We start from the raw sequence: 26,223 nt of genomic DNA, 5'->3' as shown, positions 1-26,223 counted from the left end.
TTGGCCAATTTCGCAGGGTGTGAACGAGTTGTTTAAAGTTTCCTTTTATCATTGTTCGTAGAAGTGGAAAAGGAGTATTGTTCTTAAATAATCATCCTCTATAAAGCTAGCGGCAGCAATAGTCCTCTTCACCTCTGCATACAAGCAATCTAAGGTTGCCCAAAGGGTCGCTTCATCGCAAGTACTTGCCTTGACAATTAGATTAGATTCATCGATAACTGTCTTGAGCATCCGATTTGCATGGTTCATGCGCTCTACCTCAAAAATCTTTGCATAACGCTTGAATGTTCTTATGAAGCCAACGCTGACTTGTTCTGCGTTCAGCCTGCCTTCAATAGAAGCCATTGTAGATTCAATTGATGAATTCTTAGTCACAACTTGCAAGTACTTGTCGAAATCATCTCTGCTAATCGATTTTTTTCGCTTAAGTGTCTCGAAGTCCACTATCACTTCTTCCACATTGCTCTTCTTTCTGACTTCGTCGAATATGCTTTTATATAATGGAACAATCTGATATTTAGCACCTGGAAATTTGGCATCAATGAAGTCCGCTAACTGTGCTTTCGCTAGTTGGTCATGGTGGTTAATATCTAACTCCCCTAACTTGAAAAACATTAAATCCTTGAAATCTCCAAGGTCACTCAATGAGTGTTCCGCCTTTAATGCATCGATGATTGTGTTTAAATCTTTATCACACAATTGATTGCAACAGAACCCTGAAATATCTACGCAACTTATATCATTAGAAAGCTTACCCTTTATTCTTGAATTAGTAACAAATGTTAGGGACAATACATCCCCTTTGTGTTTGATGATATTATCATATAATTTACCTATAAAAGAGTTTAAAGGACCATTTTTACCGCTTTCTCTCTTGATTAGCGCGTTAACAGTCCAATGAGCGGCCTTTTCGGTCTTAGTTTTAACTTGATAAAATGATATTTTCTTTGGGTCAGAGCTAGAGTCAAAAACGATAATATCATCATGGTATTCAAAACTGACTAAATAGTCTTCTGGCTTAGCATGAAGTTCTAATATTTTAGTAATTGCCCAATTCTTTTGAAAATCGAATCTATTGGAAGCCATTGGGCCGCTGTTCTCCCTCGGCACCACAGAAAATACCCTATCCTTTATATTCATGCTTTATGGCAGGTTGCTTGCAGAGAGTCGCAAGTTTTGGGCAATGCTAAGCATAAAAGTCAGATGTATCGCTCCCTCCAAGGGCATGTGATAAAAGTTACAAACCAGTACTAGTAAGGGTGTTGTTAAACAAATAGGGGAAAACCTCCGACTCAGGGGCGCAAGCAACTGATTTTCGAGCGCAACTCCTTGTTAAACAATTTAATGCATGATGCAATAGGGCGAGCGATAGTGTAAACGTTCGTTTTCGCTCGTCTTTTCCGATTGGGTTAAGGAGCGTGTAAAACTATCATCCCTCGCTACTCTTACGGCGCATTTGAACCTTATCACTAGCAGTCAAGCTAATTGGCATCCGAGTCGGAGGTTTTCCCCTGTTTGTTTAACAACACCCAACCATGGGCAAGGACATGCATCCGGCGAGTCTGCGCGGCCCGGTGTTGCCCCTGGATTCGGTACTGCAGCGGGTGGAGCGCCGCAACCCCGCCGTGCAGCAGTACGCTTACCAGGCCCAGGCCAAGGAAGCGGCCGTGGCCGGCTACAACAGTTGGGAAGCCCCCAAAGTCAGCGCCGGGCTGTGGATGACGCCCTACAACCAACGCAAGGCCCGCGAGCTGAGCGGTATGAATGGCGGGGCCGGCAGCAACCAGCTGCAGGGTCAGGCCATCGTATCGGTGGAGCAGATGATTCCCAACCCGGCTAAACAGCGTGCCCGGCGTGAGTACCTGAGCAGCCAGGCGGCCTCGGTGCTCGCCGACCAACAGTACCGGCTGGTGCAGCTGCGCGCGCAGGCCAAGACGCTATACGTGGAGCAGGCCGTGCTCACTCAAAAGCTGGCCGTGCTGGACGAGAACGAGGAATTGCTGCGCTTTCTCATCAAGCTGGCCGAAGCGCGCTACCCCTACAACCAGGCCACGCTGCCCAGCATCTACGACGCCAAAGCCCGGCTGGAAATGCACCTCAACGACCACCGGCAGGCGTCGGCCCTGGCCGCGCAAAACCTGATTGCCCTGAATACGCTCATGAACCGGCCGCGCAACGAAGCCTTTGCCGTGGACACGGCTGTACTGACCACCCAAACGCTCGCCCCTACGCCGGTCGATACGGCCGCGCTGGCCAGCCGCCGCAGCGACGTGCGCAGCTTAGACCGGGCCCTGACCACCGTGCGCCTGAGCCAGAACCTGGAAGCCAGCCGCCGCCTGCCCGACTTCGGTGTGCAGTTCGACCACATGCCTTTCCTGGGCACGGGGGCCAATCAATTCACGCTGATGGGCTCCGTGAGCTTGCCGCTGGTGCCCTGGGCAGCGCGGGAGTACAAGGCCAACACCGCCGCCCTGGGTTTAGAGGCCCAGGCCCTGCGCAAGCAGCGCGAAGACGTACTCAACGAAGCCGCCGGCCGGCTGGCCAGCCTGCAAACCGACCTGGCACTACGCCGTGACCAGACCCGCGCCTTTGAGCGGCGCATCCTGCCCGCCCTGCGCAAAAGCTACCAGGCCACCATGCTGGCCTACGAGCAGAATACCGGCCAGCTGTTTCAGGTGCTCGAAGCCTGGACGACCCTGAAAAGAACCCGGCTGGAATACCTGGACAACCTGCAACAACAACTCACTCAGCAAATCGCATATGAAAAAGAGCTGGAACAATAGCCCTAGGCGGGCCCGGCTCGTGCTGCTGGCCCTGCCGCTGACTCTGCTGCTGGGCGCCTGCCAGTCGGATAAAAAGCCCCTGGGAGCGGTCGGCACTGCGGAGGCACCGGCCGCCGACGCGCACAACCACGAAGCTGCGGGGGATGTGTATACCTGCCCCATGCACCCGCAAATCATTCGGGATAAGCCCGGCCAGTGCCCCATCTGCGGCATGGACTTGGTGAAAAAGCCCAAGGCCGACGGTGCTCAGGCCCCGGCCAGTGGCACCCTACAGAACCTGCTCAATTCGCCCGATGCCACGGTCGTTTCCACCCAGGCCACGGTGTACCCGTCGGCCAGCACCCCGGACCTTACGCTGACCCTGACCGGCCGGGTGGAGTACGACACGCGCCGCACGGAAGTCATTGCCGCCCGCTTTGGGGGGCGGGTGGAAAAGCTGCTCGTGCGCTACAACTACCAGCCCGTCAGCAAGGGCCAGAAGCTGCTCGAAGTGTACAGCCCCCAACTGGTGACGGCCCAGCAGGAGCTGATTTTCATCCTCACCAACGACGCGGAGAACCAGACCCTGCTGCGGGGTGCCCGCCAGAAGCTGCGCCTGCTGGGTTTGACCGACGCGCAAATCAACCAAACCATCGCCACCCGCAAGCCCAGCTACAGCGTGGCCATCTACAGCCCCTACTCGGGATACGTGGTCGAGCAGCCGGCCCAGCCCGGTGGGGCCCTGCCACCTCCGCCGGCCCCGGAAGCGGGCGGCATGAACAGTGGTGGGGCAGACCCTATGGCGGGCGGTGCTCCTTCCCTGAGCAGCGCCTCGGCCGCTGCGTCCCTGCCGGCCGAAGCCGGTCTGACGCTTACCGAAGGCGCCTACATCACGGCGGGCCAGACCTTGTTTCGGGTGGTCAACACCCGGCAGGTGTGGGGCGTGTTCGAGCCCCAGCCCGACGAGCTGGCCGCCCTGCAGGTGGGCCAACCCATTCGGGTACTGCCCGAAAACAACCCGGCGCGGGCCCGCACGGCGCGCATTGATTTGATAGAGCCCTTCTTCCGCGAAGGGGCCCGCACCGGCGCTGTGCGGGTTCACCTCAGCAATGCCGACGAGCGCCTGCGCAGTGGCGCCCTGCTCACGGGCACGGTCAGCGTGCCAGCCGTCGGCGGGCTGTGGCTGCCCCGGGCGGCGGTGGTGGACCTGGGCAACCGCCAGGTGGCCTTTGTGCGCCGCGGCGGGGCCTTTCAGGCCGTGCCGGTGCAGACCGGCCGCCGCAGCGCCGAGCGGGTGCAAATCCTGCAGGGCCTTACCACCCAGGACGCGGTGGCAACCAACGCCCAATTCCTCGTGGACAGCGAAGGCTTCGTGCAAACTGCCCCCACGACCAACCAGCCCCAAACCGACTACCGTGATGAATAGCTTCCTTAGACTGCCCCTGCGCTTTGTCGTGCATCGTCTGCCGGCCTTCCTGCTGCTGGCGGGCCTGTTGGCCTTCGGGGTTAGCGCATGCCAGCAAGCTGCCCCCGAGCAGCAGAGTGAGGCTCACGACGGCACCACCACGTACTTTACCTGCCCCATGCACCCGCAAATCGTGCGGGATAAGCCCGGCCAGTGCCCCATCTGCTCCATGGACCTGGTTAAAGCCACCAAACAGGCGGCGGCTAAACCCGCTGCCGCCGTCGCGCCGGCTGCACTCACGCACTACACCTGCCCGATGCATCCCCAAATCAGCCGCAAAGAGCCCGGCAAATGCCCCATTTGCGGCATGGACTTAGTGAAAGCGACCAAAGCGGCTCCAGCAGCAAAGGCCACTTCCGGCACGACAACCTCGGCGCCGGAAGTGATGCTGAGCGCCCAACAGCGGCAGCTGGCAGGCATTCGCGTGGCCGCCTTCGGCCCCTCGGGCAGCGCAGTCGGCAGCACCGTGCTCACGGGCACCATCACCGCCAACGCCAACCAAACCCGCACGGTCAGCAGCCGGGTGGCCGGGCGCGTCGAGCGGCTGTTCGTGCGCCAGACGGGTGAGTCCATTCGGGCGGGGGCCCCGCTGGTGTCCATCTACAGCGAGCAGCTACAGGCCCTGCAACAGGAATACCTCTTGGCCCTGGCCCAGCAGCGGGCCGTGGGGAAGAGTGTCAACCAGTACGGCCGCCTGGTGGCCAGCGCCCGCCAGCGGCTGCGGCTGCTGGGGCTGACCGAGGGGCAGCTGCGCACCCTGGCCGCCACGGGCCGGCCAACTACTTCCCTGACCTTTTACAGCCCGCAGGCGGGCCTGGTGCAAGCCGTGGGCGTCACGGAAGGGCAGTACGTGGGCGAGGGCTCCCTGCTCGTGTCGCTTACCAACCTCTTTTCGGTGTGGGTGGAAGCCCAGCTCTACCCCGAAGAAGTGGCCGGCATTGCGATGGGCCAGTCTGTGCAGGTGCAGGTATCCGGCCGGCCGGATACCTACTCCGGCCGCGTGGTCTTTCTAAGCCCCGAGCGGCAGGCCAACAGCAAGGTCACTTTGCTGCGCGTACTGGTGGCCAACCCCGGCGGGCGGCTGCAGCCGGGCATGCAGGCCAACGTGCGTCTGACCAGTCGGCGCGCTGCGACCAGTGCGCGGACCCTGCCCCAGGACGCCGTGCTGCACGACAGCCGCGGCAGCTACGTCTGGCAGCAGGTAGATGCTGGGGGCCGTTTCCGACGCCTTAACGTCACCACGGGGGCTGAAACAGATGAGACCGTAGCCATTACCGGGGGCCTGGACGCCGATGCACTGGTGGTGGTCAGCGGGGCTTACCTGCTAGAAAGCGAGTATGCTTTGTATCAGGGCACCGACCCCATGGCGGGTATGGATATGGAAAAGCCTACCCCGTAATGGGAAAGGCTAGCAACAGCCAGAGTAGCACGGTAACGCCGGTAAGGAAACCCGCGCAACTGCAGCAGCAGCTTTTTCCTTGCCGGCACTTAGCGGCAATGCACCGTCTTGTCAATTTGTGCTTCGCAGAGTCCGCAAGGTCTCCCCTGTCCATTGCAGTGCTTTTCTATCTTTGCCGGCATTCTACCACGCTTTATTTGCTCCTTAGCCTGATGGTGACTACCCTTGAATTTCCCACTTTCAATGCCGCACTTGGTGTAAATTATGAGGAAGGACTGCGCTTGGTGCGCGGCCATTTGCGCTCCTATGGGTCCGCAGAATTGCCAACATTGCTCGCCCAATGCAGCGAGCTGGGCCAGTCAGTTGATGAAGCTGCATTACATAGCCTTTATTTCGGCCCTTCGGCAAAGCCTAAGCCGGCTCTCATTCGGACTCTGCTAGGAGTATTTGGCTACAATGCGCAGCAAATCGAATTTGAGATGGGCCCAGTGACGGGTCGCCGTCACTTCTTTTTCTTGGATACAGAAGCGGATTTAAGCAAATTCAAAGCTGAGCTAGCTGCTTTTGATGCGCTACCTAACTAGGAGGTCTTGTTCTCAAAGCATGGGTTTGCACGCCTAGCGTGCCTTTGCGGGCTTTATTTTTAAGCTTTTAAGAAACGCATCCGATTGATTTGAAATAATTTAGCATGTTATTCAACCCGCTTCTGAGCCCCTGGTGTCGCCACAACGCCGGGGGTTCCGTGTTTGGCAGGACCTGGCTGGCGTGAAGGCAGGGTTGTAGATGAGGGTATAAACGCGGTTGTTAATGACCTTAAGGCTGTTTTTAATACTTTGATAGCCTTAGGAAGCAACTGCTTTCGGCTGTTCCCGGATTTTCGCTCAGTTGCGCTCGAAACGTCAGCCGCAAGTGTTTCCCTGGATTGAAGGCCTTGCGCAGCGTGTGGGTGCTTTGTGGGCTTTTTAGAGGCCATGAGGAGGGCTGTCGCTTCGTGCTGGCTCGTGAGGGGTGCCTTTGCTTCCTATAGCCAGAAGAGACTCAAATGATAAGATTAGGTCTTAGCTTAGTGGCATAGTAAATAAATGAATTATTATAAGAATAGTGGTATAAAAAAGCAGAAAAGTGCAATCACGGTTTTTTACCTTTTTGGACTTTGTTTTTTGTTCTCCTTGTGCATTTGGGGTACATCCTTACGAGCCTTATATACCTTCTCCGTCGGGCAAACTAGATAGTTGTCTTTTTACTGAATAGTTAAAAATAACATACTAGTTTACTATAAGGAGTAAACGGCCAAAGACTAAGTTCTGGACAGGTAAAAAGTAAGCTTCGGACAGGTGCTGAGGCATCTTAAGCTAAGGTTTGGACAGGTTATCCCCTGAGAAAAGTAAGTTTTGGACAGGCAAAAAGTAAGCTTTGGACAGGCACTTATCCACACAAACCAACGGTAAAAAGTAAGGTTTGGACAGGTACTATCTCGGGGGAAAGCACTGAGTTTCCCGATTCAAAAGCTAAGGTTTGGACAGGTGTTCAAGGCCATCAAACATCGGTAATGTGAGCACTTCGCTAAAACACTAAGGTGGCCGAATACACACCTTAGTGTTTTATACTTTGTTTACTACCTTGCACATCAAAGGTTCACCGCTGCTGCTATCCTCCTATGGCCGATAAACGCATTTCCCGCGCCCCCTCCACCCCCATGCTGGAGCTTGGCCTGAAGTACGAGCCCGAATACCGGGGGGAAGTCAAGCAGCACTGGAACGTCACCTTTGCCCACCAGAAGAAGATTTCTGTTTACGGCAAGCGCATCATGGCGCGGGTCATCGACCAAATCCGCGACAATGACTACCAGCTGCGGGACTTCTACCAACTGCACATCTCCTCCATTATCGAAGGGACGGACATTGATGCCGATACGGCCTACTCGAAAATCAAGGGTGCGCTCTACGAGCTAGCCGACATGAAGTGGGAGTTTGAGAGCATCGACCGCAAGGAATGGTATTTCCGGCACCTGCTTGATACTACCAAAGAGCAGCGGGTCGGCTATAAGGACGGCATCATCACCATCCTGCTCAACCCGCAGCTCGCGCCATACCTGGTGAAGGCCGCCCACTACAGCAAATTCCCGCTGCACGGCTACATGAATCTGAAAAGCTGGTACAGCATGCGCTTTTTTGAAATTCTGGCGGCCTGGCAGGACAAAGGGCGCTGGGAAGTGCCAGTGGAGGAATACCGGCAGTACATGGACTGCTGGCACGAGTACGACAAGCGCGGCCAGGTGAAGAAGGGCAAGGACGGGGAGCCCCTGCTGAAATACCCGAACACCAAGCTGCTCATTGATAACACCATGAAGGAGCCGGAAAAGGAATTGGCCGGCACCGACTACGAGTTTACCTTCACCCCCATCTACGAGACGACCCGGCCCACCCGGGGCCGTAAGAAAATCATCCGCTTTCGGTTTGACTTGAAGAAAGGGCCGGCGCTGAAGGACATCCCGGATTCCTGGCTGGAAAACTCGGCGACGGGCAGCATCATTCAGCGGCTCCGGGAGTGGAAAGTGACTGATGCGAACATTGTCAAATATGCGCCCATTCTCAAGCAGGAAGGCGCCTTGGAGCTGCTGCGGGCCTGGGACCTAAAGAACCGTTCCAATCGCCACATCGACGATAAGCTACGCTACTGCAACGCCGCCTTTGTGCGGGCGGGCAAACAGGCGCTGGAAGATGCCAAACAAGCCAAGCTGGATGCGAAGAAGGAAGCTGCCGAGGCTCATTTAATTGTGCAGCAGGCCCTAAATCTATAGTGGAGCCTCGTACCTAGTGTGGGAGGTCAGGGTGATCTTTAAGCCCCGATTAGGTAAGTTCAGCCGCATTTGACAATGAGAACCGACATCTCCCAATGGGTCATCCACTTCATTCACCGGCGTAATCCAGAAACGGACCCGGCATTCTTCTCCGCAGAACCTGATACGTTTGAGCCACTGGACCAGCCCGATGGTTTCACTTACGCGGGCAAGCCTTTGTTCCTATCGCCCCAATATGACAACGACTGGAACTTAGAGCCGGATGCGTCTGCCTTCGGCGTGCTACGCAAAATCTTGCATGATGGCTTCCTGAAAGCCGGCTGGTCGTACCGGCGCACCAAAGCCGGCCTTTTGCCCACCATCTACGGGCCCAAGGCCGCCGTCTGCTTCACGGAAATGCCGCTGCACGGCTTAATTGACTATGCTATCACCAGAAACTCTGAACTCACAGTGCAGAACTACGGCTTGGCATTCTTGCGGAATGAACTATTCGAGGCCGGAGCGCGGCCGGTCATATATGGCACCAGCTCCCCGCATCGGGAGGCAGATAAAAACGACTCGTTTGGAGGAATTGGACTGCGAACGCTACACTCCTCGCTTGGAATTGGCTTGCGTGAACAGTACCGCTACGTTGCCACCAATCTCACCCGTAAGACGAAGATGGATTGGACCCACGAAAGGGAGTGGCGCTGGGCCGATGTAAACGAACGGTTTGAAGAGCCCGGCATGGCCTTCTTTCTTCAAAACGGTAGCTATAGCTTCAGCAAGCTTATTATTCTGGTTCAGTCAGATAAGGAAGCAAAACAGATTGTTGGGGAGTTGCGCAATCTGTATGATGCTGGCAGTAACAATTATGACCGCGACTACGATAGGGCGCTCATTTCAAACACCGGTGTGCTCTCATTTGAGTCGCTCAGTAAACTGCGCGTAGATATGCAGAAAGTGCGTCTCGATGACCTGCCCTTGCAATCCATTCCTAAAATCAAGCAGGTAATAGTCGAGGCCGCAACCTTGAAGAAAGTGAAGGAAGCGGTTGAGGAAGCCAAGCGCGTTGCCCATGCTGCCTCTCAGGAGTTATTCACCAAAAATGGGGACTCGGGCCCAGCCGGCTTTTCCAATCTGGCTACGCATGATGGCCACTCGGAAATTACACAGGCGCTGCTTCAACTTGAGCACGCCACCGTGGTAGAAGGGAGTTATCTACTCTGTAGCATTACGAACTTCCCCGTTCAAAGCATGGATGTAAACGAAGCGGGAGCACGAGCCGCTGCGAAATACTTAACTGAAGCATTGGGGCAGCCTTTTTATGTAAGGACCGTTTGGGATTAGCTCGTGTGAGTGCAAGTATATAGGTCTCTGGAAGTATCTCTAAAATGCCCAGCGCTGCTATAAAATGGGTAATCAAAGTGCGGATGATACACAGAACCCTCCTTTAACTTAGCTATTAGCAGTAGCTTATACAAGACGCCAGTGAGCTCTTGAGACCCTGTTAAAAACGAGGGCCTGCCCTTCTAAATCGCCTCTACTCATTCAAGGCATCCGCTGCCAATTGCGCAACGGCTAAGGGCAAGGCAGGGCTCTCGTTGTCTTGTATCAACCACGCCGCTGACAATCCCGCGTAAGCCAGTATCCATTGCAGCAGCCGTTCTGGCGACACGTTAGCCGCGGGTGCAACGACCGACACTTGGCGCAGCAGCCGGCCGGGGGCTGTGGGCACCTGGTCGCCGGGATTGCAGAAGATGTTGACGAAGTCAAACGCCCGTTCGCCCACCAATCCCTTGGGGTCGATGGCCACCCACGCGGACCGGCATCAAGCACATTGCCGTGATGCAGGTCGCCGTGCAGGACCGTGACGTGGTGCGGGGTGGCAAGCAACAAACGGGCGACGGCCGCAGCCAGCCGCAGCACGCCACCGTGTTCGCTTGCTTGTTCCAGTGCTTGAAACCACGCTGATAACGGAATGAGCGTCGTGGGATAGGGCTGAGCGCGGGGCGTATGCAGGTTCGCGGCAGTAGCGCAAATAATGCGGCTGGCTTCGTCGTCCCGACCGCTATCGACCAGGGCAGCCAAGTTTGTTGGGCTTTCAATCCGCTCCAGCAAGAGCGCGGCGCCGGCCTGAGCCAAGACGTAGGCGGCGCCTTTGCCAGCCCACCAAACCATCAGGGATGCGCCCCGCTGTTCTTCCAGGGTGCGGGCTATTTTCAGCATGGCCGGCCCGCCGGCATAGCGCACCGGCAATAGGGCGCTGCTGGCGGTATAGAGCGGCGGGCCTTCGGGAATCAAGTCCCAACGAGCGAGGGAAGGCGCAAAAATGGCAAGGCTGGGCATCTTCCGGTTTTACCGTCCGACTGGCGAAATGAGAGAATTGCTGAGCGAGACGACAGCCGTTTTATACTCGCTGAAGAACAAAAAAGTGCTTGACCACGGGAGTCAGGCACTTTTCTTATGAGGTCTCAGCAGTCGCGTGTCCGCTGCAGGATGGGATGCTTACTTCTTGGCCGCATCCGGAACAACCGGCGTTATGACGGCAGCCGTCGTGGGCTTCTTGGCGCAGCAGCTGGCGCCGGGCTTCTCGTCTTTCGAGCACTGCATAGCCGCTTCCTTAGCCGCTTTTTTGTTCTTTTTGCCGGGTTTACCGTCGTTGGCCGAAGCACTGCCAATAGTGGCCAGCAGGGTTAGGGCAAGCAGGAAGTTTTTCATGAATGGGGAGGTAATGGGGTGAAAAGCAAGGTGAAAGTAACTAGCAGCAGCCGCAGGCCCCTTTGCCCTGCTCCTGAATAGGCGGACAGGGCACCGTACCATAAGAGCAATACACGCAGCAGTCACCGGCTAGGGGCTTAAGCACGGTGTGGCAGCTGGTGCATTCGTAAAACCACTGGCAGGCATCAGTGGGCATCTGCTCGGCTTGCGCGTGCTGACATACGGGGCAGGTGAGCACCGAAATCAGCGTGACGGATGGCGTAGGAGTAGTAGGCGTCAAGGGAATCATAGCCGGGACGATTAGCGGGAAGGGGTTGGGTTCAGAACCGAGTAGCCAGTGCCGTTAATGGCTTTCTCTACCTGGGCAGCAGGGGTTACTGCTGGGTTAAAGCGTACCTGAGCGGTGCCCTGGTCATAAGACACCCGCACGCTCTGCACGCCTGGCAGCTGCTGCACGTCGTGCTCCACGTGGCGGGCGCAGGCCTCGCACGTCATGCCGCCAATGCGGTAAGCGCTCGTTTGCCACACCGGAGCTACGCTGGTAGCCGCCACCGGTTTGGGTGCCGACGACGGGTAGAAACGGGCACTGTAGTAGGGAAAGGCTAGCAGCAGCCCGGCCAGCACCGTCACACTGGCCAGAAAGCCGCGCGACTGCATCAGGGAGGGCTTGGCCGGCACGGGGCAGCCACAGTCATCGGCCGCCACCGGCGCAGGCCGGAGCTGCTGGTACCAGCCAAAGCCGAGTACGCCCACCGTCAAGGCTATTAGGTAGGGACGCAGGGGCTCCAGCCACGAGAAGGTGGAGGCAACGCCGCCCAGCCCGCCGACGATGGCCAGCAAGGGGGTGATGCAGCACAGCGAAGCGGCCAGCGCGGCCAGTAGGCCCGTTCCGGCTAGGGACTTGGTGGGAGTGGAAGCGGATTGGGTCATGCTACGGAGGCAGTGAGGGAAGTGGAAACGGATGCCAGTAGGAGTTGCACCAAGGGCAGTTGCGCGGGAGTCAGCGAGTAAAACACGGTTTGACCCACTTTTCGAGCCTGAATCATACCGCCGTCCTTGAGCTTGCGCAAGTGTTGGGAGATGGCCGAGACATTCATTTGCAACACATCGGCCATGTCGCACACGCACAGCTGTTGCTCCTGGGCTAGCAAAAACAGCATCTTCAGGCGCACTTCGTTGCCGGCCAGACTCAGCACCGCCGCCAATGCGGCTAGCCCCGGCTCCACGGCCGTCAGCTGCCGCTGGCACTGTTCAATGTGTTCGGTGTCGGCAAATACCCGGATGCAAGAAGAACCAGTCATAAATAGAATTTATACAAAAGTAGTGTTTTCTTATTTAAGAAAACACTAAAATACATTTCACCAATCACGTTCCACGGTGCTGGGTTGCTTCCCTTACCTAGACGGTCAAACCCATTATTCTGAATTTTGGCGTTTTCAAGCTGAGCTAGTATGTCCTCTTCCTTGCCTCGGGTTGCTTGCTGGGCACCTAACATTACAGCCAAGGCAAAACGCCCCTTACGGTGCCAAATAACTCACAACTAAGACGCCTTCTTAGTTGGCCCTTTTTTAGTTAGAGGAATTTGGCCTTCATCTATTGATGCCTCTCCCTCAGCCTGCGCGGGCCGATTCTGGTACTCATCACGAATAAGGTCGAGCAGCTGTTGCTCTGGCACTCTCAGCATCGCAGCTAGGGCCAGCAGTTCCTTGATAGTGAGCGTTTCGGGCTCCTTCATGCGGCGCTGGGCTGTGCGGTGGTTGATATCCAGACCCTCGCTGAACTGCATTATCTTGGTGCCAGTCTGTTGCAGTAATTCGGCAAGGGTGCTAGCCGTGACCGTGGCTGCCTTGGCTTGAATGGAAATCTGGTGGCGGGTCATAGGGATAGTCGTGTTCTGCGGCGCAGGGGCTGGACAGGGTTCTGAATGGCAATCATTTCGGGGCCGGGCTGGCCGCCTGCTAGAAGGTGCTGCAGAAGCTGGGCTACTTGACCGGCGTCAAGCAGTTTCCGGTGTGCCCCGATAAAAGTGATACCACCAAAAATGTCATGGTCACCATGCACAAAGTGGTACAGGAAATAATACTCGTTTCCGGCGTACACGTAGTGTGCTACCAGTACCAGCGCGGTTGGAGCAATGTCATACTCGATGCAAATCTTGGCCGCCAGATTCTCTGCGCATTCATTAAAGCCAGTAACTCTGGCCTCTGGTGGCTCGGTGGCAATGGCCCACCCCTGGGCGGGGTGCACGACCAGGTCACACTGGGCAAGCTGAGCACGAACCCCGGTAAAGTTGAACGATGGGGCCATTTGGACGCCGGGAATGTTGCGCAGGTTTTCCATTAGTAGAGGAAGTTGAGAAAAGGAGTCAGGTATTCTGCCAGGGTTACGTACAGTCGAGCTCATTAGTATGGATAAGCAGGATAAGCAGGAGGACCGGTTTGTGACTCCTCCCAGGCCAGTACTGCATCCTCCCATCGCTCACTTTCCAGTAGCGCCAGCCTCGCCCATTGCCAGACCTGCTGCGAATCAGAAGTAGTCATCATCAGCTGCTCGGCCCTTTGCCGGCGCTCGGCAGAAAAAGCCGGATGATTGAGTACATCAGTAAGTCTGGCTCTGGCAGCTTTCAGCGGCGGTAGGTCAAAATCAAAAAGGGCAGCAGGGAAGGAAACAGCCATAGCTATTCTATGCACAATGTACAAAACAGAATTGCACTTACTACAAAATACCTTTGGAAAGGCCCGGTTGCCAAACATCCCGGCCAGCCACTGGCCAACCGGGATGCTGTGGGTATTACCTCATCATTTGGGACTTCATCAACAGCACCGGACCGGCTACCACGTCCACGGGGGAGTAGTGGTCAAGCGGGTATGTTTCATACCAAAGGGCCGTGGCGAGTGGGTTGATGGGTCGCTCCTTGAACTTGCCTTCATCGTCGAAAACCAGTATCCAGTCCTGATACAAACCGTGCTGGGGATGGTGCACGTCGATATAATCGCAGCTTAAGGCCGCATACAACTGTTCCAGCTTGAAGGTCTTGCCTTTCGTGGGCCGGATTTCCTGAATGCTGCCGTCAACGCCTAGCAGCATGGCTGCCCCTTCGGCCGGAAACATGGCTCGGTGCTGGCTGGCGAAGTACACACCGAGGGCACACACGGTAGGCAGCCGCTGCCCATCCTGCAGCTGAAATGGTCCATGCTCATAGGCGTGGGTAAGAAACCGCTTGCCGGTGGTCCCACACAGAGCCACAATGCACGCCCGTTCGGGTTGCTCGGGCTGCACCTGCACAAACAGGCGCGGCGGCAGGGGCTTCCAGAACGGATGGCCTTTCTCATTGCTGGCTAGTATCTGGCTGCTGTGCAGGCTAAACAACAGTGGCTCGGCCGCTAGGGTAGCAGCATCGGGTGCGGTGGTCTTTTCCATTACAATTAGCCTTTAAATGGGTGATTGCTTCTTATTAGGAAACGCTAAGACCCTTTCAATAGTTGCATTTTATGCAATTTATAATCGCATTAAATACAATTTTAAAAGACCAAAAAAGCCCCACTGGCTAAAGCGGGGCTTTCAGGCTTGATGCCTGTGGAAATGGTTAGCTTAATTAATCTGAGCTTTTGGCTTAGGCGGCGTCCAATCAATCCACGTTCGCTCGGTTTGGCAGCAGGTGCACTGCATCAGCAATTCGGTAGCCATAGAGTACACCTCCAGCACTTCCGCGTGGGCATGTAGGGTGTCCTCGCCGCACATCATGCAAGCAAGTAGCTCCGTTCCGGCAAGCTGGTCCTCTAAAAATGTTAATTCGTCGTCCTGCATAGCGGTAAGGTACGAGGGTTAGCGTTCAATGCCTGCGCTGCTGCGGCCAGCGCTGATACTACCGCGCTCCTGGGTATGAAGAGCCTTTTCCAGAATCCTGGATGAGCTACGCAATTCAGCCAGAAACTTGTTGCTGCCAATCCCTGGCAGTTTCTCGGCTAGCTCAAGCGACTTTTTAAGACTCTCGGCGTTGGGTCCGACAATGACCGGGTTGCGTTCCACGTCTTTTGCTACTTCCCGCAAGCGGGCTCCGGCCGGCCCTTGGCCGTGGGCTTCCAGCACCTTGGCTACTTCGCGGGCAGCGGCGGCAAATACGGGCTGCGCCTCCGCGTGACTTTTGAGCTCTGCAGTACTCGGCTGCTTCTGCCTTTGCGGGGTCACCAGCTCCTTGCCTTCGGCCAGCTGCAGCACTTGCACCGAGGCCACTTTCAGACGCTGGGCGTCGGCTAAGTCCAGTGGGGTATCCTTCATGGCCGGGTGCTTTAGAACCTTATCGGCGGCCTGCTGAAACTCGGTAATAACTGTTCCCTGGATGGCTTGGGGGTCAAGATTCACGGCCTCGACCTGCTGGCCAAGCCTGATGCCCTGCTCGCGGTTGCCGGCGCCGGGCATGTTGGCCACAATGCTGGCCGTCCGGTAGCCAGTCACCTCCAGTTCCCGCCGCGCATCCATCGCCTTCATGGCCGGGCTTAGCTCCGGGATGGGCGTTACGGCCTGGCTGGGGTGGCGCAGCTCCTCCCCTACTGCCCCTGGGGTGGGGGTAATGATTTGCTGAAACATCGCTTTCAGCGGCTGCAGGTTCTTCTCCGCCTCGGCCGGCGGGTACTGCCGCACAATGGCCAGGTCCCGGCTGCGGTTCAGAATCTCGGGGCTGGCCCGGTTAAAGTCCACGTCGTAGCCCGCCTCTTTACCAAGCTGCGTAAAGGTGGCCTGAATGGTCCGGCCGTTTCCGTCCCGAAACGCGTGCGTGTGGTTGTACTGGTCTAGGTAATAGGCGGCGCGCTCAGCAAACTGCTCGGCCGATAAGCCTTTCAGGTTGTTCTCCTTGTTAAGCTGTGCGCCGATGGCATCCAGTCGCTCAGGGATTTCCTTGTAGGGTGCGTACGTCATGGTTTCCCGAAAGCCGGTGACTCGGGTATCCTTGTGCCCCTGAAACTCGCGGTCCGCCCGGGTTTCCCCGGCCCACTGGTACACGCCCCCAAACAGCCGCTCATGAATTTGCTTTAAGTGGGCCTGGTCGTACTGCCCACCTTGGATGCCGCCCTGCTGATTGAGCAGTTTCAGACGAGGAATAGAGGAGTCGGATTCAGCTTGCGCCAAATCCTCCCCGTTGGTAATCCCGAGCTTGTTCAGCCGAACACCGTGCTCGTCGCTGAACCGGTCATTGAGCACCGCCATTAGTGCTCTTCTTTCGGGGTAGTACCGGCCGCCGCTTTTGCCGCGTAGCGGGCCTTCAGCATCTCGTCGGTCATCTCGATGACCTGCTCGATGGTCAGCTCCCCGTCGACGTGGCGCTGCATCAGCGCCAGGGCCTCCGGGCTGGGGGCGGGGCCGTTGCTCATCATCGTGGCAATGGCGTTGTTGCTGTCGTGCTCCCGCTGCTGGCGGGCGGCTAGCTGCTCGGCAGTGAGGCCGGCCGGAGCGGGCGCGAAGAAGGTCTTGGTCATGGCTTTGGGGAAGGTGAAATGGTACTTCTATAACGTAAAAAAGGCCTCAATCATCGCTTTCAGGCCGTTTTAAGCATCAGTTTTTGTCCCTCCTGCTAAGGTGTTTACGTGCTTGGCCAAGGTTTCTTTTACCTCCTGGCGCACCCGCAGGAAGTTCTCCTGCACCGTGCGGGAAAGGGCGCTGGCCGGTTCCTCATTGGGGCCGCCGAAGCTCACCATCTGGTGCAGGGGAAACTGCTCCTGCGTGGCATCGGACCGGGAAATGGTGCCCTGGAAAAAGGTGCTGCCCGTTTCCACCGTCTGCCCAATAAACTCGCCCTGCTGCAGCCCGATGGTGTCCTGCACCCGCACCAGGCTGCGCTCTTGGTAGCTGGTGCTTTGATTGGTGGAATTGTTGCGCGCTCCCCTCCCCTGGCTGGTGCCGGTGCTTGTGCTCACCATTTCCTTGTCCTCGCGGCCCACCAGCTCGGAAATGAACTTGGCCGTTTCCAGCGAGTTCACCTTGCCGAAAAACTGGTTGTTGAGGTTGGAAACCATGACCTGCATTTTCTCCTTGCCGTAGGCGTCCGTCATCTGGCTCAAATCCTGCGTCATGTACACCATCGCCACCTTGTTGCTGCGGGCCGTGGCCGGTATCACTTCCAGGCCTGGCACGTAGACGGTCGCGGCTTCATCAAGAAACACGTAGCTGCGATGCTTATTCTGCTGGTTCATCAGCTTCAGGGCCACGGTAATCACGCAGCTGACCACCGGGGAAAACGTGTCCTTCAGCGTCGGGTCGTTGCCGATGCACAGCAGCTTGGGGCTTTTCCTGTTGTTCAGGTCCAGCGAAAACCCTTCCCCGTTTTCCTCGTCCGGGGTCAGCACCCACACTACCTCGGGGCTGTTAATCTTGGTCAGGTTCACCTGCAGGGTGCCCAGCACCGCGCCCACCTGCTTGTCGGCCCGGGTCTGCACCGCCGAGATAAGGCTACGCGCTTGGTCACCGCATTCCAGGTCGGTTTCCAGCATGCTCAGCACGTGGGTATAGTCCTTGTACATCGCCGTGGCCACAACGTGGGGAATGGTGCAGTACTGCGGGTAGTGCTTTTTGTAAAACCAGATGATGCCGGTCAGGTAAGCGACTGAACTGGTATCAAAGAACTCCATCTTGCGGATGCTGGATGGGTTCAGGTTGTTGATGATGGCTTTGCTGTACTCCTCGGCAAAGGCCACCACCGGCATGTCGGCCGGCCGCAACGGGTTCACCCGCTCACTGCGCGTCAGGTCCCGGAAGTTGATGATGTGCAGCTGCACGGGCGGCTCCTCGGCTGGCTTCGGCTCAGGCTTGGTAAGCAGAGAAGTCAGCCGGGCTTGCAGCTTTCCCTGGATGCTGTCCGCGTAGCTATCGGCCTGCTGCTGCTCACGCTCCTTCCGGCGCTCAGCCAGTACCAGGGCTTTCTGCATGGCCTCGGCCAGCACCGGGAACTTGAAATCGTACACCAGGCCGGCGAAGTTCTTGTAGGCAAACTGCTCAATCAGCGGCTCCCCTATTGAGTAGGTCTTGCCCGCGCCGGCGCCGCCGAGGACCATGGTGCCCCGGAATGGATTGGCAATGGTAATCCAGCCCCCGTCCGCCGTCGGGAAGTACACCGCATCCGGGCTCTCCACCTTCTTGCGCTCAGTGCTCAGCCCAAAGGCCGGCTTTTTAGTCGTCGCCCACAGCAGGCCCACTAGTCCCCCACTGCCCAACACGGCAACGGCGGCGCCGGGATACCCATACTCAATGAAGCCCGGCGGGTAGTGGTGCATGTTCAGCAGCGCGTAGCCAGCCGCCACGAATACGGCCCCGGACAGGCCCGCCACGATGCGCAGCGCCTTTGGGTCGATGGGTTTGCGCTTGGCCTGTCCGGGCTTCGTCTGAGGGGCTTTCTGAACGAATACCAGCACAAGCCCGGCCAGCAGCAACAGCCCGCGCAGGTACACCCCGGCGGGCCCGTAAAACCTGGCTGCTTTCACCAGCAGTTTGCTGCCGATGCTGTTGCCGGCTTTCGCTAAGGCATCGGCCCCGGTTTTGGTTTTGGTAAGCGCCTGGTCGGTGGAATGCGTGATGGCAACCGCGCCGCTCGCGGCCCCCTCCCCTATCACCGGGCTGGCCGCTGCTTCGGCTTTGGCAATGCGCGCCTGGCGCTGCCGCTCTGCAAACCGCGCCGTCGTTGCGGCCAGCCGCTGCTTGGGAGTCAGGTTTTCAGCCGGGACTTCCGCCGTCTGGGCTAGCTGAACCCTGCGGGCTTCGGCAACCTCGGGGCCGTGCATAAGCACGTAGTAGTCGCCGCCGATGACGGCCAGCAACAGCAGGACAATGATGAGTCCCGCGTTTTGCGTGCTGGCCGCGGGCCGGGGTGCTTGACTGCTCATAGGGTCGGGAAAGGAAGTTTGTTTAGGGAGTGGATTAGGGGCGGCGGCCGCCCTACATTTCAATGTCCAGCTCAGCACTGTGGCGGCCTTTTTTCTCGCTGATGTGCTCGGTCTGTTCCTCGCGGCCGGTATTTGACCGCACCGCTTGTTGCACGGCCTGTAGCATGGTGCTGGCGGCGCGTTGGGGCTCCGGACGCTCCCGGCCCGTGCGCAGCAGGTGGTAAGCGTTATCGATGGGCTGCCCCTGCTGCGCCCGCCGCTCAATGGTGGCCAGGGAGCGGTAAAAGGTCTTGTCGTACTCGCGGCCCTGGGCAATCTGCTGCACCCGCTGCGGGTCCAACAGTTCCTCCTTTGTTACCCGCAGGTTGAGGGCGGCTACCCGCTCTCCAATCTTGGCGGCGCGCCCGGCATCGCGGCTGGCGTCGCGCTGCTTGGGCCGCAGCTTTTCGTGCGCTTGGGCCGTGTAGCCGAACTGCTTTTCAAACTGCTGGCCGGCGGCGGCCTGCCACTTCATCAGGTCAAAGCGGTTGCGGCGTCCTCCGGGGTTGAGCGTTATTTTCTGCTCCGCATCGCGGGCACTCACAACGACGTGAATATGGGTCTGCAAGCCTGGCCGCTGCTCCCCTACCTTGGCTTTGCCGGTGCTCACCTCTGGGTCCGTACCCCGGTAGCTGCGCTCCCGGTGAATCGTAGCTCCCCAAACCAAATCCTGGCTGCTAAGCTGCCGCCCGTCCTTTAGCTGGAAGTTCGCGGCGTATTGCTCCATCGCCTGCCGGGTGTAGTTCTTCAGCTTGTCCTCGTCGTTGTCGATGTGCAGCAACTCCGACTCGCTGGGGCTAATAACCAGGGAGTAGAATTTGGCGTCGGTGGCCCGCAATCCCTTGACGTTGGAATCAATCTCCTGCCGCAGTTCAGCAGCGCTGAGGCCGTCGCGGTCCGCCCCGAAAAACGAGGCTTCTTCCCCATCCCGGCCGGCTTCCTGCTTCAGATAATTGAGCGTTTGAGCGCTGCTCCCGCTGTTACTATAAGCGGCTTTCCCGTGCGTAGCGGGGTTGATTAGCTTGACATACATGGGCAGTTATTGACTCAGCGCGGAGGCACTTTTACCCATTTGCTCCTCTGCTTTCAGCTTGCCAACACCTTCCTTCTGAGCACTAATCAATGCCTCATTTACCTGCCGGTCTATCATCTCTTCGTTCTGCGCCCGGAGCTTTTTGAGGCCTTCCCGCTGCTCATTAAGCTGAGTTGCGGGAAGGTCATTGAGCTGTTGCGTCAGGTTGTTTACTAGGATTTCATTCAGGCGCAGCACGCGCTCTAACGTCACGCGACTGCGCAGCATCTCCGCCAGCATCGGGATTAGCAAGCTGCGCTCCTCTTCCTGCAAGTAGCCAAACACGCGGTCCCCTAGCTTCTTCACCTGTTGCATTATCAGCTGGCCTTCGCGGGCCACGTCCTCCACCGGATGCAACCCTCGCTCGGCGAAGTAGCGAATAGCCGCTCCGGTGTAATCAGCTTGACTTATCTGCAGCCGTTTGGCCTCTTTACTGAGCAAGTGATGGGTCTCCGCAGGCACATTGACACTCTTCGTTCCGGGGTTCGTCGGCATAGGTTAAAAACTAAGCTTTGGCCAGCTCCGCTAGGTTATTTCAAACCTGCTAATCAGATAGTTATGAATTCAAACCTACAAGTTTCAGCTCTGCTGAATCATAAGTAGCTCAATTACAAAGGCTTAGCCATGTAATTGTGCTACTCTTCTTGCTAAGCAAACTACACGCACTATTCAGAAGCGTTTTAGAATATTTTCAGAACTGTTTCAGAACCCTGGATACGTATCGCCTGTGGAATTAGGTTGGCTTTTTTATTCTAGGCTGCCTATTCACAATTCTCCGTTACTTCTTGTCTAAGTACTCCCCTACCTGACCTGCTCCCTTCTCCTGTCGGGTTAGCTTATTCTTCCATCCTTACACCAGTTGCTTTCTAAATCCTGCATCACAGACTAGCAAACGGCCTTTTATATTTATTTTACTACTTTACTACATTACAACTTTACGACAATAGAACACTATGCAATAGGAGCCCATATCATACCCACCAGTTTGTGGCGATTATTTATATTACTACTTTACGACATTACTACTTTACGACTAAGCCACATTCCCCGAAATAATTAACTTACTACTTTACGACAATGCAACTTTACTACCTATCGAAGATTCAACGTAGGGCAGCTATGCAACTTTACTACTTTACGACATTTGCATTTTACAACAAGCTGTATTTACTACTTATAGTTTTTACGACATTGCAACTTATTGCTATTACTACTTAGCAACTTTACAACAAGGCGACTTTACTACTTTACGACATTTCCGATTACATTTGCTTCGTCTTCGGCTTGACCATCCGGAGGTATCCGCGCCAACACCTTCTAACCCGTTACCCTATGTCGAAAGTCATCAGCTTTGCCACTCAAAAAGGCGGCTCTGGCAAGTCTACTCTGGCCCTTGTCCTGGCGGCTCCTTTGGCCACCGAGTACGGCTTGAAAATCGCAATTCTGGATTGTGACTACCAGCAGAGCATCGTTAAAACCCGCAAGCAGCTGGACGAGCCCAGCCTGGCCATCCTGCAGGAAACGGACCCGAATGCTACTTATCCCTACGATGTCTTCCCGATGTCGCTGAAAAGCATCTTTGACTTCATCGACAATCCGGAGAACGACTACGACCTTATCATTATCGACATTCCCGGCCGGGCCGACGGTGAAGACGTTTTCAACGCGCTCACCGGCTGCGACGCGGTGATAGTGCCGCTGGTATCAGATTACCTCGACCGAGCTTCTACGGCTGAATTCATGGGCATCCTGGAGGCCTTGAAAAAGGCTGCTGACAAGGCCGACGTGGATTTTCAATACTTCGGCCTCGCCACAAAGCGGATTGCCGGGCGGCGGGAAGAGAAAGAGATGGACGACTACATCGATGAGCTGGGCTTGTCGCGCTTTCAATCCTACCTCAGCCACCGCATGGTTTACAGCCGGGCCTCGACGCTGCATAGCCTTCTCACCCCAGCGTTCCGCAACTATGCCGGGGGCACTAAGGACAGCTCGGAGGAAATCCGGCGCGTGTGCGACGAGCTGATTGAGAAGCTGGACCTGCCCAAACGCAAATCTGAGGAAGTAGCCGCCGAGCAGGAAGAAACAACCGAAACCACCACCCCAACCGAAACCAAGTAATGGCGAAGTCTCCATTTGTCAAGGCAAAAATCGAAGGCCCCCGGAAACGCATCCCGGTTGATGAAGCATTACGGGCCGAAGCCCGGGCCGGAATGGGAGGGGAGCAAACCCGACTGGAGGCAGAAGTAAAACCGAGTGCTCCGGCTGAGCCCGCTCAAAGGGAAGCTGCGGCCGTCCCAGCCGCGGTAGCAACTCCAGAGCCAGCGCCTGCACCGGTGCCAGCGCCTGCGGTTCAAGTTGCGCCAGAGCCAGCACCGGCCCCCGCCGCTGCGCAGCCAGTGGCGGCTGCGGCACCCGCTGCACCTATTGTGGCTCCCGCACCGGTTGAACGCCGCCCTCGCGGTCGAAAGCCAGCAGCTGCGGACGCGGAGCCAGCAGGGGAGCTAAAAGGGGTAAGAATTGCGGAATCTGTCTGGTCCGAGATTCGCAAGATTATCGTTCAGCTTCCCAAAGGGCCGGACATGCCAACCAACATCATCGGCTATATACACGCTGCCCACCGGCACTACGAAGCGCACCTTCGCAAGCAGGGCAAGCTACCCGCGGCCAACTAGCTTAATCTACAAGCTGGCCAAGAAGTAATGGCCGGTTTGGTCGCCGACATTTTGCCTAGCCAGCGAATCCGGCGCGGCGGTTTCCCATGAATAAACAAGGGCAGCTCCTAATGGGGCTGCCCTTGCTTTTGGGCGGTGGGGAATAAAGCCCAGTATCCGACGATACTCATCACTAGAATCAACGAGTCACGGTGTTGCCGGTCATATGATGCTGGCCGGCTATCGGCAACCCTTCTTCTGGGCGAATGCTTAAGCGGGGCCCGCTTGGCAACTTGGGCTCATACCAATCCCGAAAGGCGGTTGTCAGCCGGTCTGCCACGATAGCCAGCCTTTCCGGGGCAGCGGGTTCAGGGTCGTCCGTGAGCCGCTTAATCCAGACGTGGGAGCTACCGCTACCCACCTGGTAACCCGCGCCCATCAACTCCCGCACGGCCGGGGCAAGGTCACGTAAATCAACCTGGTGCACGTGGGCCTGGACGTAGCGACGAAGTTGCTCTAAGCGCTGTTTTTCGGCCTTGTCGAGGGGTTTGAGCTCAATGGCCAAGTAGGCCTCCTGCGCAGGGAAGCCCGTGGCAGGAGAGTGAAACGGAGGGAGCTGATTCATGGCGTGCTCGGGAAGTAAAAGGCGGCTGGGTAAGCCCGCCTGAGTTAAAGGTTCGGAGTAGGGGAGGGGAGGGCCTATTGCTGAAAAAGCAGGTCGGCTGGGGCTACGTCGTGCCACTGGCCGGTTTTGAGGTGGCGTACCTGAAACCGTCCCTGCTTGGTCCGAGCCTGGTACACCCGGGCTGCTTCCGTTGCCGGCTCTCCCTCGACGGTGGCCGCTAGGTGGTACACGTACCAGCAATTATTTAAAAGCGCCTGCTGAACGTGGCGGGACGTGTGCTTGATGGTGGTTAGGGGGCTGCTCATAGAATTAGAGTGCTAGTGAGAATTGCCCGCCCTGAAGCTCGCAGGTGCGGCGTAAGCCCTCGCGGGCAATCTGCCGGGTGGCTTTCACAAGCTTCAGCAGCGCCTCGTAAGCGGCCGGCGTGTCAATTTCCATCCCGAGCCGCTGGGCTACTTCCTCGGTCAGCACCTCGCTGTTTATCCCTTTATCAAGCTGGTGCATCAGCACCTCCACATCGGCAATTGCGGCAATTACCTGGCTGCGGTACTGGTTCCACGCCGGGCTTTGGATGGTCGGGGCTTCGCTGGCTTTCATGGCTCGGGCTTTAGACGGGAAGGGGCTACCACTGCTTGAATCCGTTTCCCTCGTTAAATGCTTCATCAAGATAAATTCGCTCGTAAAAGCCAGCAGGGGCTTCAATGCCCAATTTTTCCAGCTGTTCCGCGACGGTGTCCACGTCGGGCAACCCACCGCCGCGCTCCAGCAAGCTGGTATAGATGATGCCTTCGGGCAACTTGCCGGCCTCGCAAACCGTGAGGAAATGGTGCTGTAGAATCCGGTCCCAACCGCACTGCACGTCTACTGGCTGGCTCCCTGTCGTGGCGGCGGTGGCGGTGCTTGAAAAGGCGTGCTTCATGACTTATAAAAAGTGAGAGTTTATGGCTAGAGTTAAGGCTAGAGCTAGGAGCAGCTCGGGCGCTGCTCCTAGCTCTAGTGGACTACAGCGGCTGCAACCAGCTCAGCTCAGCGGCCAAAAATTCGCGGTCCGTGTCGTCGAGGATTGCGGCGGACTCACGGGCCACCGATTCAACTGCTGGCAGCGGCTCCGCTGCTGGCGTGGGCTGTTCCTCGCCTTCGCCTTCGGGCTCCTCCGTAGTGCCCAGAATCATGCGGGCGGCGGCTTGGGCCTTGCTGGCGGCTTTAACCACTAGCTGCTTGTCATTTTTCAGGCGCTCCAACCAGCTTTGGATGTAGGCCACGGCGTTTTCCTCCGTTTGCTCGGTGGCAATGCCGGCCGCGGCACTCAGGAATGATGCGCCCATTTCGGCCGTCAGCTCCTCCCGGGCGTAGCTCGTGCTCTGCTTGCCTTCGCCGGCGGTCAGCTCTTCTCGGTCAAGTCGGGCCTTGTGGCCCGTGCTGTGGGTCAGCTCGTGGAATAGGGTTTGGTAGAAGCCCTCTGATGTGGTGAACGTTTCCGGCTTGGGCATATTCACAAAGTCCAGCGAAGGAGAGTAGTAAGCGCGCTGGTGCAAGTGCTCAATGGCAGGCTTGCCGTCCCACGCTTCTACAATGCCTTCGGCTACCTCGCTGGGGGTAAATTCCCGCTTGGGCACTTCGGGCAAGTTGAAGTCGATGCCTTCAATGTCTTCCACTGAAAACACGGTGTAATATTTCAAAAAGGGCATTTTCTCCTCTTTGCCGGTTTCCTTGTTCTCGCGCTTGCTGAGGTTGTAGTAAACGACTTGGTGGCCCTTAGCCCCTTTGCGCACGTTGCCGCCCAAGGCCAGCGCCTGCTTAAAAGTCATGAAAAAGGGCAGGGCACCACTGAAATGCAGCAGAAACAGGTTGATGCCGCTGTATACTCGGCCCGTGGCATAGTTGCGGGGGAGGCCATAGACCGCGTTCCACGGCTTGCGCCACGGAATGATGCCACCCTCCAGCGCCGAAATAATCCGGTCCGTCACAATCTGATACACGTCGGGGCGGGCAGTGGTCGTTTTGGCTGCTTTCTTGACGGCGGGCTTGCTGGTCTTTTTCATGGCTAAAGAGCTGTTATTCCGTTTGTTTGTTATACTTATTAAACGAATAACGGCACGCTTTAGTTGCATTTTATACAATTATTAATCGTATTTTATACAAATAATTAAGCTTCCGGTTTCAGCATCTGCTCTGCCTTTTTTCCCCACTGCCCCAATCGTAAGCGTCGTTACCGAAGGGTGCCTAATGCGTGCTCGCCGCAGGGGTTGGCGTAGCATCGTTGAAAATGTGCATGAGGGGTGGACGGTTCAGTGCGAAGCACAGTAGGCAAATTTGCAGCCTCGAACAGCCGAGCCCCGTGAGAGCGCGCCCACCTGCTCAGCTTTACCACTTGACTTATAAAACCTATCCTTTCGGGTAGTGACAGTCTTCGCTTGCTAAGGAACCTTTGCCCGCCTTAACTGGTAAAAGCTGCACCTACCGCCTGAGATTTATTACCTTCGCCGCATCATGCGCCTGCTGTCATTGTTTTTTGCCTTTTACTTCGCCTGCCTGTCGACCCTGACTTGTACAGACGAAGAAGTTGTGCGCCAGGACCAGACGCAAACCACCGTTGCCGCGGCCTCCCACGCCGCTAGCGACACCGATGCCTTGGGCGACTGGTGCTCGCCGCTTTGCCAATGCCACTGCTGCGGCGGGGCTGTAGTCAGCCTGACCAGCCCCTCGCTGGCTGATTACCCACCCCCGGTGGAATGGGGCAGCAGCCCCCAACACGGCTCGCTGGTCGTTGGGGCACCTACCCGGGCATCTGGTGTTGTGTGGCAACCGCCACAGGCCTAACTCTTCCCTCTTTTTCCTG

General features: G+C 56.9%; 28 protein-coding genes and 1 pseudogene. 8 read left to right on the top strand and 21 right to left on the bottom strand.

Going from position 1 to position 26,223, the window contains the following annotated elements:
• Window positions 1-48 precede the first annotated feature (48 nt).
• Window positions 49-1,140 carry a dsDNA nuclease domain-containing protein gene (locus F1C16_RS22180; RefSeq protein ID WP_185284693.1) on the bottom strand — a complete coding sequence of 364 codons (1,092 nt, stop codon included), beginning with the start codon at window positions 1,138-1,140 and terminating at the stop codon, window positions 49-51.
• A gap of 395 nt (window positions 1,141-1,535) precedes the next feature.
• Between F1C16_RS22180 and F1C16_RS22175 the strand changes: the two genes are divergently transcribed.
• From F1C16_RS22175 to F1C16_RS22150, 6 genes are all read left to right on the top strand, one after another.
• Entirely contained in the window at window positions 1,536-2,783 is a 1,248-nt protein-coding gene (locus F1C16_RS22175; RefSeq protein WP_185284692.1) for a TolC family protein, read from the top strand.
• Window positions 2,761-4,188 (top strand): efflux RND transporter periplasmic adaptor subunit, encoded by a 1,428-nt coding sequence (locus tag F1C16_RS22170; RefSeq protein WP_185284691.1) that lies wholly within the window; start codon window positions 2,761-2,763, stop codon window positions 4,186-4,188. The genes F1C16_RS22175 and F1C16_RS22170 overlap by 23 nt, the downstream gene beginning before the upstream one ends.
• Window positions 4,181-5,626: an efflux RND transporter periplasmic adaptor subunit gene (locus F1C16_RS22165; RefSeq protein ID WP_185284690.1), complete on the top strand. Its 1,446-nt coding sequence runs from the start codon at window positions 4,181-4,183 to the stop codon at window positions 5,624-5,626. Before F1C16_RS22170 ends, F1C16_RS22165 begins: the two co-directional genes overlap by 8 nt.
• A gap of 212 nt (window positions 5,627-5,838) precedes the next feature.
• Window positions 5,839-6,210 (top strand): hypothetical protein, encoded by a 372-nt coding sequence (locus F1C16_RS22160; protein WP_185284689.1) that lies wholly within the window; start codon window positions 5,839-5,841, stop codon window positions 6,208-6,210.
• Window positions 6,211-7,283: 1,073 nt separating this feature from the next.
• Window positions 7,284-8,426, top strand: coding sequence for a replication initiation protein (locus F1C16_RS22155; RefSeq protein ID WP_185284688.1), 1,143 nt, complete (start codon window positions 7,284-7,286; stop codon window positions 8,424-8,426).
• A 75-nt stretch (window positions 8,427-8,501) separates the two neighbouring features.
• Window positions 8,502-9,755, top strand: coding sequence for a hypothetical protein (locus tag F1C16_RS22150; protein WP_185284687.1), 1,254 nt, complete (start codon window positions 8,502-8,504; stop codon window positions 9,753-9,755).
• A 193-nt stretch (window positions 9,756-9,948) separates the two neighbouring features.
• Here the strand turns inward: F1C16_RS22150 and F1C16_RS22145 are convergent.
• The 15 genes and pseudogenes from F1C16_RS22145 to F1C16_RS22075 all read right to left on the bottom strand — a co-directional run bounded on the left by F1C16_RS22145 (window position 9,949) and on the right by F1C16_RS22075 (window position 20,603).
• Window positions 9,949-10,739, bottom strand: a pseudogene (locus F1C16_RS22145) (aminoglycoside phosphotransferase family protein).
• A 174-nt stretch (window positions 10,740-10,913) separates the two neighbouring features.
• A complete protein-coding gene (locus tag F1C16_RS22140) occupies window positions 10,914-11,126 on the bottom strand; it encodes a hypothetical protein (protein WP_185284686.1) in 213 nt (70 codons plus the stop codon).
• 40 nt (window positions 11,127-11,166) lie between these two features.
• Entirely contained in the window at window positions 11,167-11,415 is a 249-nt protein-coding gene (locus F1C16_RS22135; protein ID WP_185284685.1) for a GDCCVxC domain-containing (seleno)protein, read from the bottom strand.
• Between the two features lie 11 nt (window positions 11,416-11,426).
• Window positions 11,427-12,056 (bottom strand): mercuric transport protein MerTP, encoded by a 630-nt coding sequence (merTP, locus tag F1C16_RS22130; protein ID WP_185284684.1) that lies wholly within the window; start codon window positions 12,054-12,056, stop codon window positions 11,427-11,429.
• Complete coding sequence (locus F1C16_RS22125; protein WP_185284683.1) at window positions 12,053-12,427, bottom strand: metalloregulator ArsR/SmtB family transcription factor; 375 nt, start codon at window positions 12,425-12,427, stop codon at window positions 12,053-12,055. Before F1C16_RS22125 ends, merTP begins: the two co-directional genes overlap by 4 nt.
• A 239-nt stretch (window positions 12,428-12,666) precedes the next feature.
• Window positions 12,667-13,005, bottom strand: coding sequence for a helix-turn-helix domain-containing protein (locus F1C16_RS22120; RefSeq protein WP_185284682.1), 339 nt, complete (start codon window positions 13,003-13,005; stop codon window positions 12,667-12,669).
• Window positions 13,002-13,466, bottom strand: a complete 465-nt coding sequence (locus tag F1C16_RS22115; RefSeq protein ID WP_185284681.1) for a hypothetical protein — start codon at window positions 13,464-13,466, stop codon at window positions 13,002-13,004. Before F1C16_RS22115 ends, F1C16_RS22120 begins: the two co-directional genes overlap by 4 nt.
• Window positions 13,467-13,528: 62 nt before the next feature.
• Window positions 13,529-13,801, bottom strand: coding sequence for a hypothetical protein (locus tag F1C16_RS22110; protein ID WP_185284680.1), 273 nt, complete (start codon window positions 13,799-13,801; stop codon window positions 13,529-13,531).
• A gap of 115 nt (window positions 13,802-13,916) precedes the next feature.
• Complete coding sequence (locus tag F1C16_RS22105; protein WP_185284679.1) at window positions 13,917-14,546, bottom strand: hypothetical protein; 630 nt, start codon at window positions 14,544-14,546, stop codon at window positions 13,917-13,919.
• Window positions 14,547-14,717: 171 nt separating this feature from the next.
• Window positions 14,718-14,933 carry a hypothetical protein gene (locus F1C16_RS22100; RefSeq protein WP_185284678.1) on the bottom strand — a complete coding sequence of 72 codons (216 nt, stop codon included), beginning with the start codon at window positions 14,931-14,933 and terminating at the stop codon, window positions 14,718-14,720.
• An 18-nt stretch (window positions 14,934-14,951) separates the two neighbouring features.
• Complete coding sequence (locus F1C16_RS22095) at window positions 14,952-16,331, bottom strand: Fic family protein (protein ID WP_185284677.1); 1,380 nt, start codon at window positions 16,329-16,331, stop codon at window positions 14,952-14,954.
• On the bottom strand, window positions 16,331-16,600 hold the full coding sequence (locus F1C16_RS22090; RefSeq protein WP_185284676.1) for an antitoxin VbhA family protein: 270 nt from the start codon (window positions 16,598-16,600) through the stop codon (window positions 16,331-16,333). Before F1C16_RS22090 ends, F1C16_RS22095 begins: the two co-directional genes overlap by 1 nt.
• A 69-nt stretch (window positions 16,601-16,669) precedes the next feature.
• Entirely contained in the window at window positions 16,670-18,997 is a 2,328-nt protein-coding gene (locus F1C16_RS22085; protein ID WP_185284675.1) for a TraM recognition domain-containing protein, read from the bottom strand.
• A gap of 52 nt (window positions 18,998-19,049) precedes the next feature.
• A complete protein-coding gene (locus tag F1C16_RS22080; RefSeq protein ID WP_185284674.1) occupies window positions 19,050-20,069 on the bottom strand; it encodes a DUF5712 family protein in 1,020 nt (339 codons plus the stop codon).
• Window positions 20,070-20,075: 6 nt separating this feature from the next.
• Entirely contained in the window at window positions 20,076-20,603 is a 528-nt protein-coding gene (locus F1C16_RS22075; protein WP_185284673.1) for a BfmA/BtgA family mobilization protein, read from the bottom strand.
• 837 nt (window positions 20,604-21,440) lie between these two features.
• On the opposite strand from F1C16_RS22075, the gene F1C16_RS22070 reads away from it, so the two are divergent.
• Window positions 21,441-22,226, top strand: a complete 786-nt coding sequence (locus tag F1C16_RS22070) for a ParA family protein (RefSeq protein WP_185284672.1) — start codon at window positions 21,441-21,443, stop codon at window positions 22,224-22,226.
• A 732-nt stretch (window positions 22,227-22,958) separates the two neighbouring features.
• Here the strand turns inward: F1C16_RS22070 and F1C16_RS22065 are convergent.
• The 5 genes from F1C16_RS22065 to F1C16_RS22045 form a co-directional block, all read right to left on the bottom strand.
• On the bottom strand, window positions 22,959-23,384 hold the full coding sequence (locus tag F1C16_RS22065; RefSeq protein WP_185284671.1) for a hypothetical protein: 426 nt from the start codon (window positions 23,382-23,384) through the stop codon (window positions 22,959-22,961).
• 74 nt (window positions 23,385-23,458) lie between these two features.
• Window positions 23,459-23,689: a hypothetical protein gene (locus tag F1C16_RS22060; RefSeq protein ID WP_185284670.1), complete on the bottom strand. Its 231-nt coding sequence runs from the start codon at window positions 23,687-23,689 to the stop codon at window positions 23,459-23,461.
• Between the two features lie 4 nt (window positions 23,690-23,693).
• Window positions 23,694-23,981, bottom strand: a complete 288-nt coding sequence (locus tag F1C16_RS22055) for a hypothetical protein (RefSeq protein ID WP_185284669.1) — start codon at window positions 23,979-23,981, stop codon at window positions 23,694-23,696.
• Window positions 23,982-24,006: 25 nt separating this feature from the next.
• Window positions 24,007-24,303 carry a hypothetical protein gene (locus F1C16_RS22050; protein ID WP_185284668.1) on the bottom strand — a complete coding sequence of 99 codons (297 nt, stop codon included), beginning with the start codon at window positions 24,301-24,303 and terminating at the stop codon, window positions 24,007-24,009.
• Between the two features lie 82 nt (window positions 24,304-24,385).
• Window positions 24,386-25,426, bottom strand: a complete 1,041-nt coding sequence (locus F1C16_RS22045; protein WP_185284667.1) for an ArdC family protein — start codon at window positions 25,424-25,426, stop codon at window positions 24,386-24,388.
• Between the two features lie 448 nt (window positions 25,427-25,874).
• On the opposite strand from F1C16_RS22045, the gene F1C16_RS22040 reads away from it, so the two are divergent.
• A complete protein-coding gene (locus tag F1C16_RS22040) occupies window positions 25,875-26,204 on the top strand; it encodes a DUF6660 family protein (RefSeq protein WP_185284666.1) in 330 nt (109 codons plus the stop codon).
• The last annotated feature ends 19 nt before the right edge of the window (window positions 26,205-26,223 follow it).

It is taken from the genome of Hymenobacter sp. NBH84 (assembly GCF_014217645.1).
Classification (GTDB): Bacteria; Bacteroidota; Bacteroidia; order Cytophagales; family Hymenobacteraceae; genus Hymenobacter; species Hymenobacter profundi.
The sequence above is the reverse complement of the archived record's forward strand: the minus strand, read 5'-3'. Positions and strand labels throughout refer to the sequence as shown.

Excerpts from the sequence above, each read along its gene's own strand:
- F1C16_RS22180 (WP_185284693.1), bottom strand. The coding sequence starts at position 1,140 with ATGAATATAAAGGATAGGGTATTTTCTGTGGTGCCGAGGGAGAACAGC.
- F1C16_RS22175 (WP_185284692.1), top strand. The coding sequence starts at position 1,536 with ATGGGCAAGGACATGCATCCGGCGAGTCTGCGCGGCCCGGTGTTGCCC.
- F1C16_RS22170 (WP_185284691.1), top strand. The coding sequence starts at position 2,761 with ATGAAAAAGAGCTGGAACAATAGCCCTAGGCGGGCCCGGCTCGTGCTG.
- F1C16_RS22165 (WP_185284690.1), top strand. The coding sequence starts at position 4,181 with ATGAATAGCTTCCTTAGACTGCCCCTGCGCTTTGTCGTGCATCGTCTG.
- F1C16_RS22160 (WP_185284689.1), top strand. The coding sequence starts at position 5,839 with ATGGTGACTACCCTTGAATTTCCCACTTTCAATGCCGCACTTGGTGTA.
- F1C16_RS22155 (WP_185284688.1), top strand. The coding sequence starts at position 7,284 with ATGGCCGATAAACGCATTTCCCGCGCCCCCTCCACCCCCATGCTGGAG.
- F1C16_RS22150 (WP_185284687.1), top strand. The coding sequence starts at position 8,502 with ATGAGAACCGACATCTCCCAATGGGTCATCCACTTCATTCACCGGCGT.
- F1C16_RS22140 (WP_185284686.1), bottom strand. The coding sequence starts at position 11,126 with ATGAAAAACTTCCTGCTTGCCCTAACCCTGCTGGCCACTATTGGCAGT.
- F1C16_RS22135 (WP_185284685.1), bottom strand. The coding sequence starts at position 11,415 with ATGATTCCCTTGACGCCTACTACTCCTACGCCATCCGTCACGCTGATT.
- merTP (WP_185284684.1), bottom strand. The coding sequence starts at position 12,056 with ATGACCCAATCCGCTTCCACTCCCACCAAGTCCCTAGCCGGAACGGGC.
- F1C16_RS22125 (WP_185284683.1), bottom strand. The coding sequence starts at position 12,427 with ATGACTGGTTCTTCTTGCATCCGGGTATTTGCCGACACCGAACACATT.
- F1C16_RS22120 (WP_185284682.1), bottom strand. The coding sequence starts at position 13,005 with ATGACCCGCCACCAGATTTCCATTCAAGCCAAGGCAGCCACGGTCACG.
- F1C16_RS22115 (WP_185284681.1), bottom strand. The coding sequence starts at position 13,466 with ATGGAAAACCTGCGCAACATTCCCGGCGTCCAAATGGCCCCATCGTTC.
- F1C16_RS22110 (WP_185284680.1), bottom strand. The coding sequence starts at position 13,801 with ATGGCTGTTTCCTTCCCTGCTGCCCTTTTTGATTTTGACCTACCGCCG.
- F1C16_RS22105 (WP_185284679.1), bottom strand. The coding sequence starts at position 14,546 with ATGGAAAAGACCACCGCACCCGATGCTGCTACCCTAGCGGCCGAGCCA.
- F1C16_RS22100 (WP_185284678.1), bottom strand. The coding sequence starts at position 14,933 with ATGCAGGACGACGAATTAACATTTTTAGAGGACCAGCTTGCCGGAACG.
- F1C16_RS22095 (WP_185284677.1), bottom strand. The coding sequence starts at position 16,331 with ATGGCGGTGCTCAATGACCGGTTCAGCGACGAGCACGGTGTTCGGCTG.
- F1C16_RS22090 (WP_185284676.1), bottom strand. The coding sequence starts at position 16,600 with ATGACCAAGACCTTCTTCGCGCCCGCTCCGGCCGGCCTCACTGCCGAG.
- F1C16_RS22085 (WP_185284675.1), bottom strand. The coding sequence starts at position 18,997 with ATGAGCAGTCAAGCACCCCGGCCCGCGGCCAGCACGCAAAACGCGGGA.
- F1C16_RS22080 (WP_185284674.1), bottom strand. The coding sequence starts at position 20,069 with ATGTATGTCAAGCTAATCAACCCCGCTACGCACGGGAAAGCCGCTTAT.
- F1C16_RS22075 (WP_185284673.1), bottom strand. The coding sequence starts at position 20,603 with ATGCCGACGAACCCCGGAACGAAGAGTGTCAATGTGCCTGCGGAGACC.
- F1C16_RS22070 (WP_185284672.1), top strand. The coding sequence starts at position 21,441 with ATGTCGAAAGTCATCAGCTTTGCCACTCAAAAAGGCGGCTCTGGCAAG.
- F1C16_RS22065 (WP_185284671.1), bottom strand. The coding sequence starts at position 23,384 with ATGAATCAGCTCCCTCCGTTTCACTCTCCTGCCACGGGCTTCCCTGCG.
- F1C16_RS22060 (WP_185284670.1), bottom strand. The coding sequence starts at position 23,689 with ATGAGCAGCCCCCTAACCACCATCAAGCACACGTCCCGCCACGTTCAG.
- F1C16_RS22055 (WP_185284669.1), bottom strand. The coding sequence starts at position 23,981 with ATGAAAGCCAGCGAAGCCCCGACCATCCAAAGCCCGGCGTGGAACCAG.
- F1C16_RS22050 (WP_185284668.1), bottom strand. The coding sequence starts at position 24,303 with ATGAAGCACGCCTTTTCAAGCACCGCCACCGCCGCCACGACAGGGAGC.
- F1C16_RS22045 (WP_185284667.1), bottom strand. The coding sequence starts at position 25,426 with ATGAAAAAGACCAGCAAGCCCGCCGTCAAGAAAGCAGCCAAAACGACC.
- F1C16_RS22040 (WP_185284666.1), top strand. The coding sequence starts at position 25,875 with ATGCGCCTGCTGTCATTGTTTTTTGCCTTTTACTTCGCCTGCCTGTCG.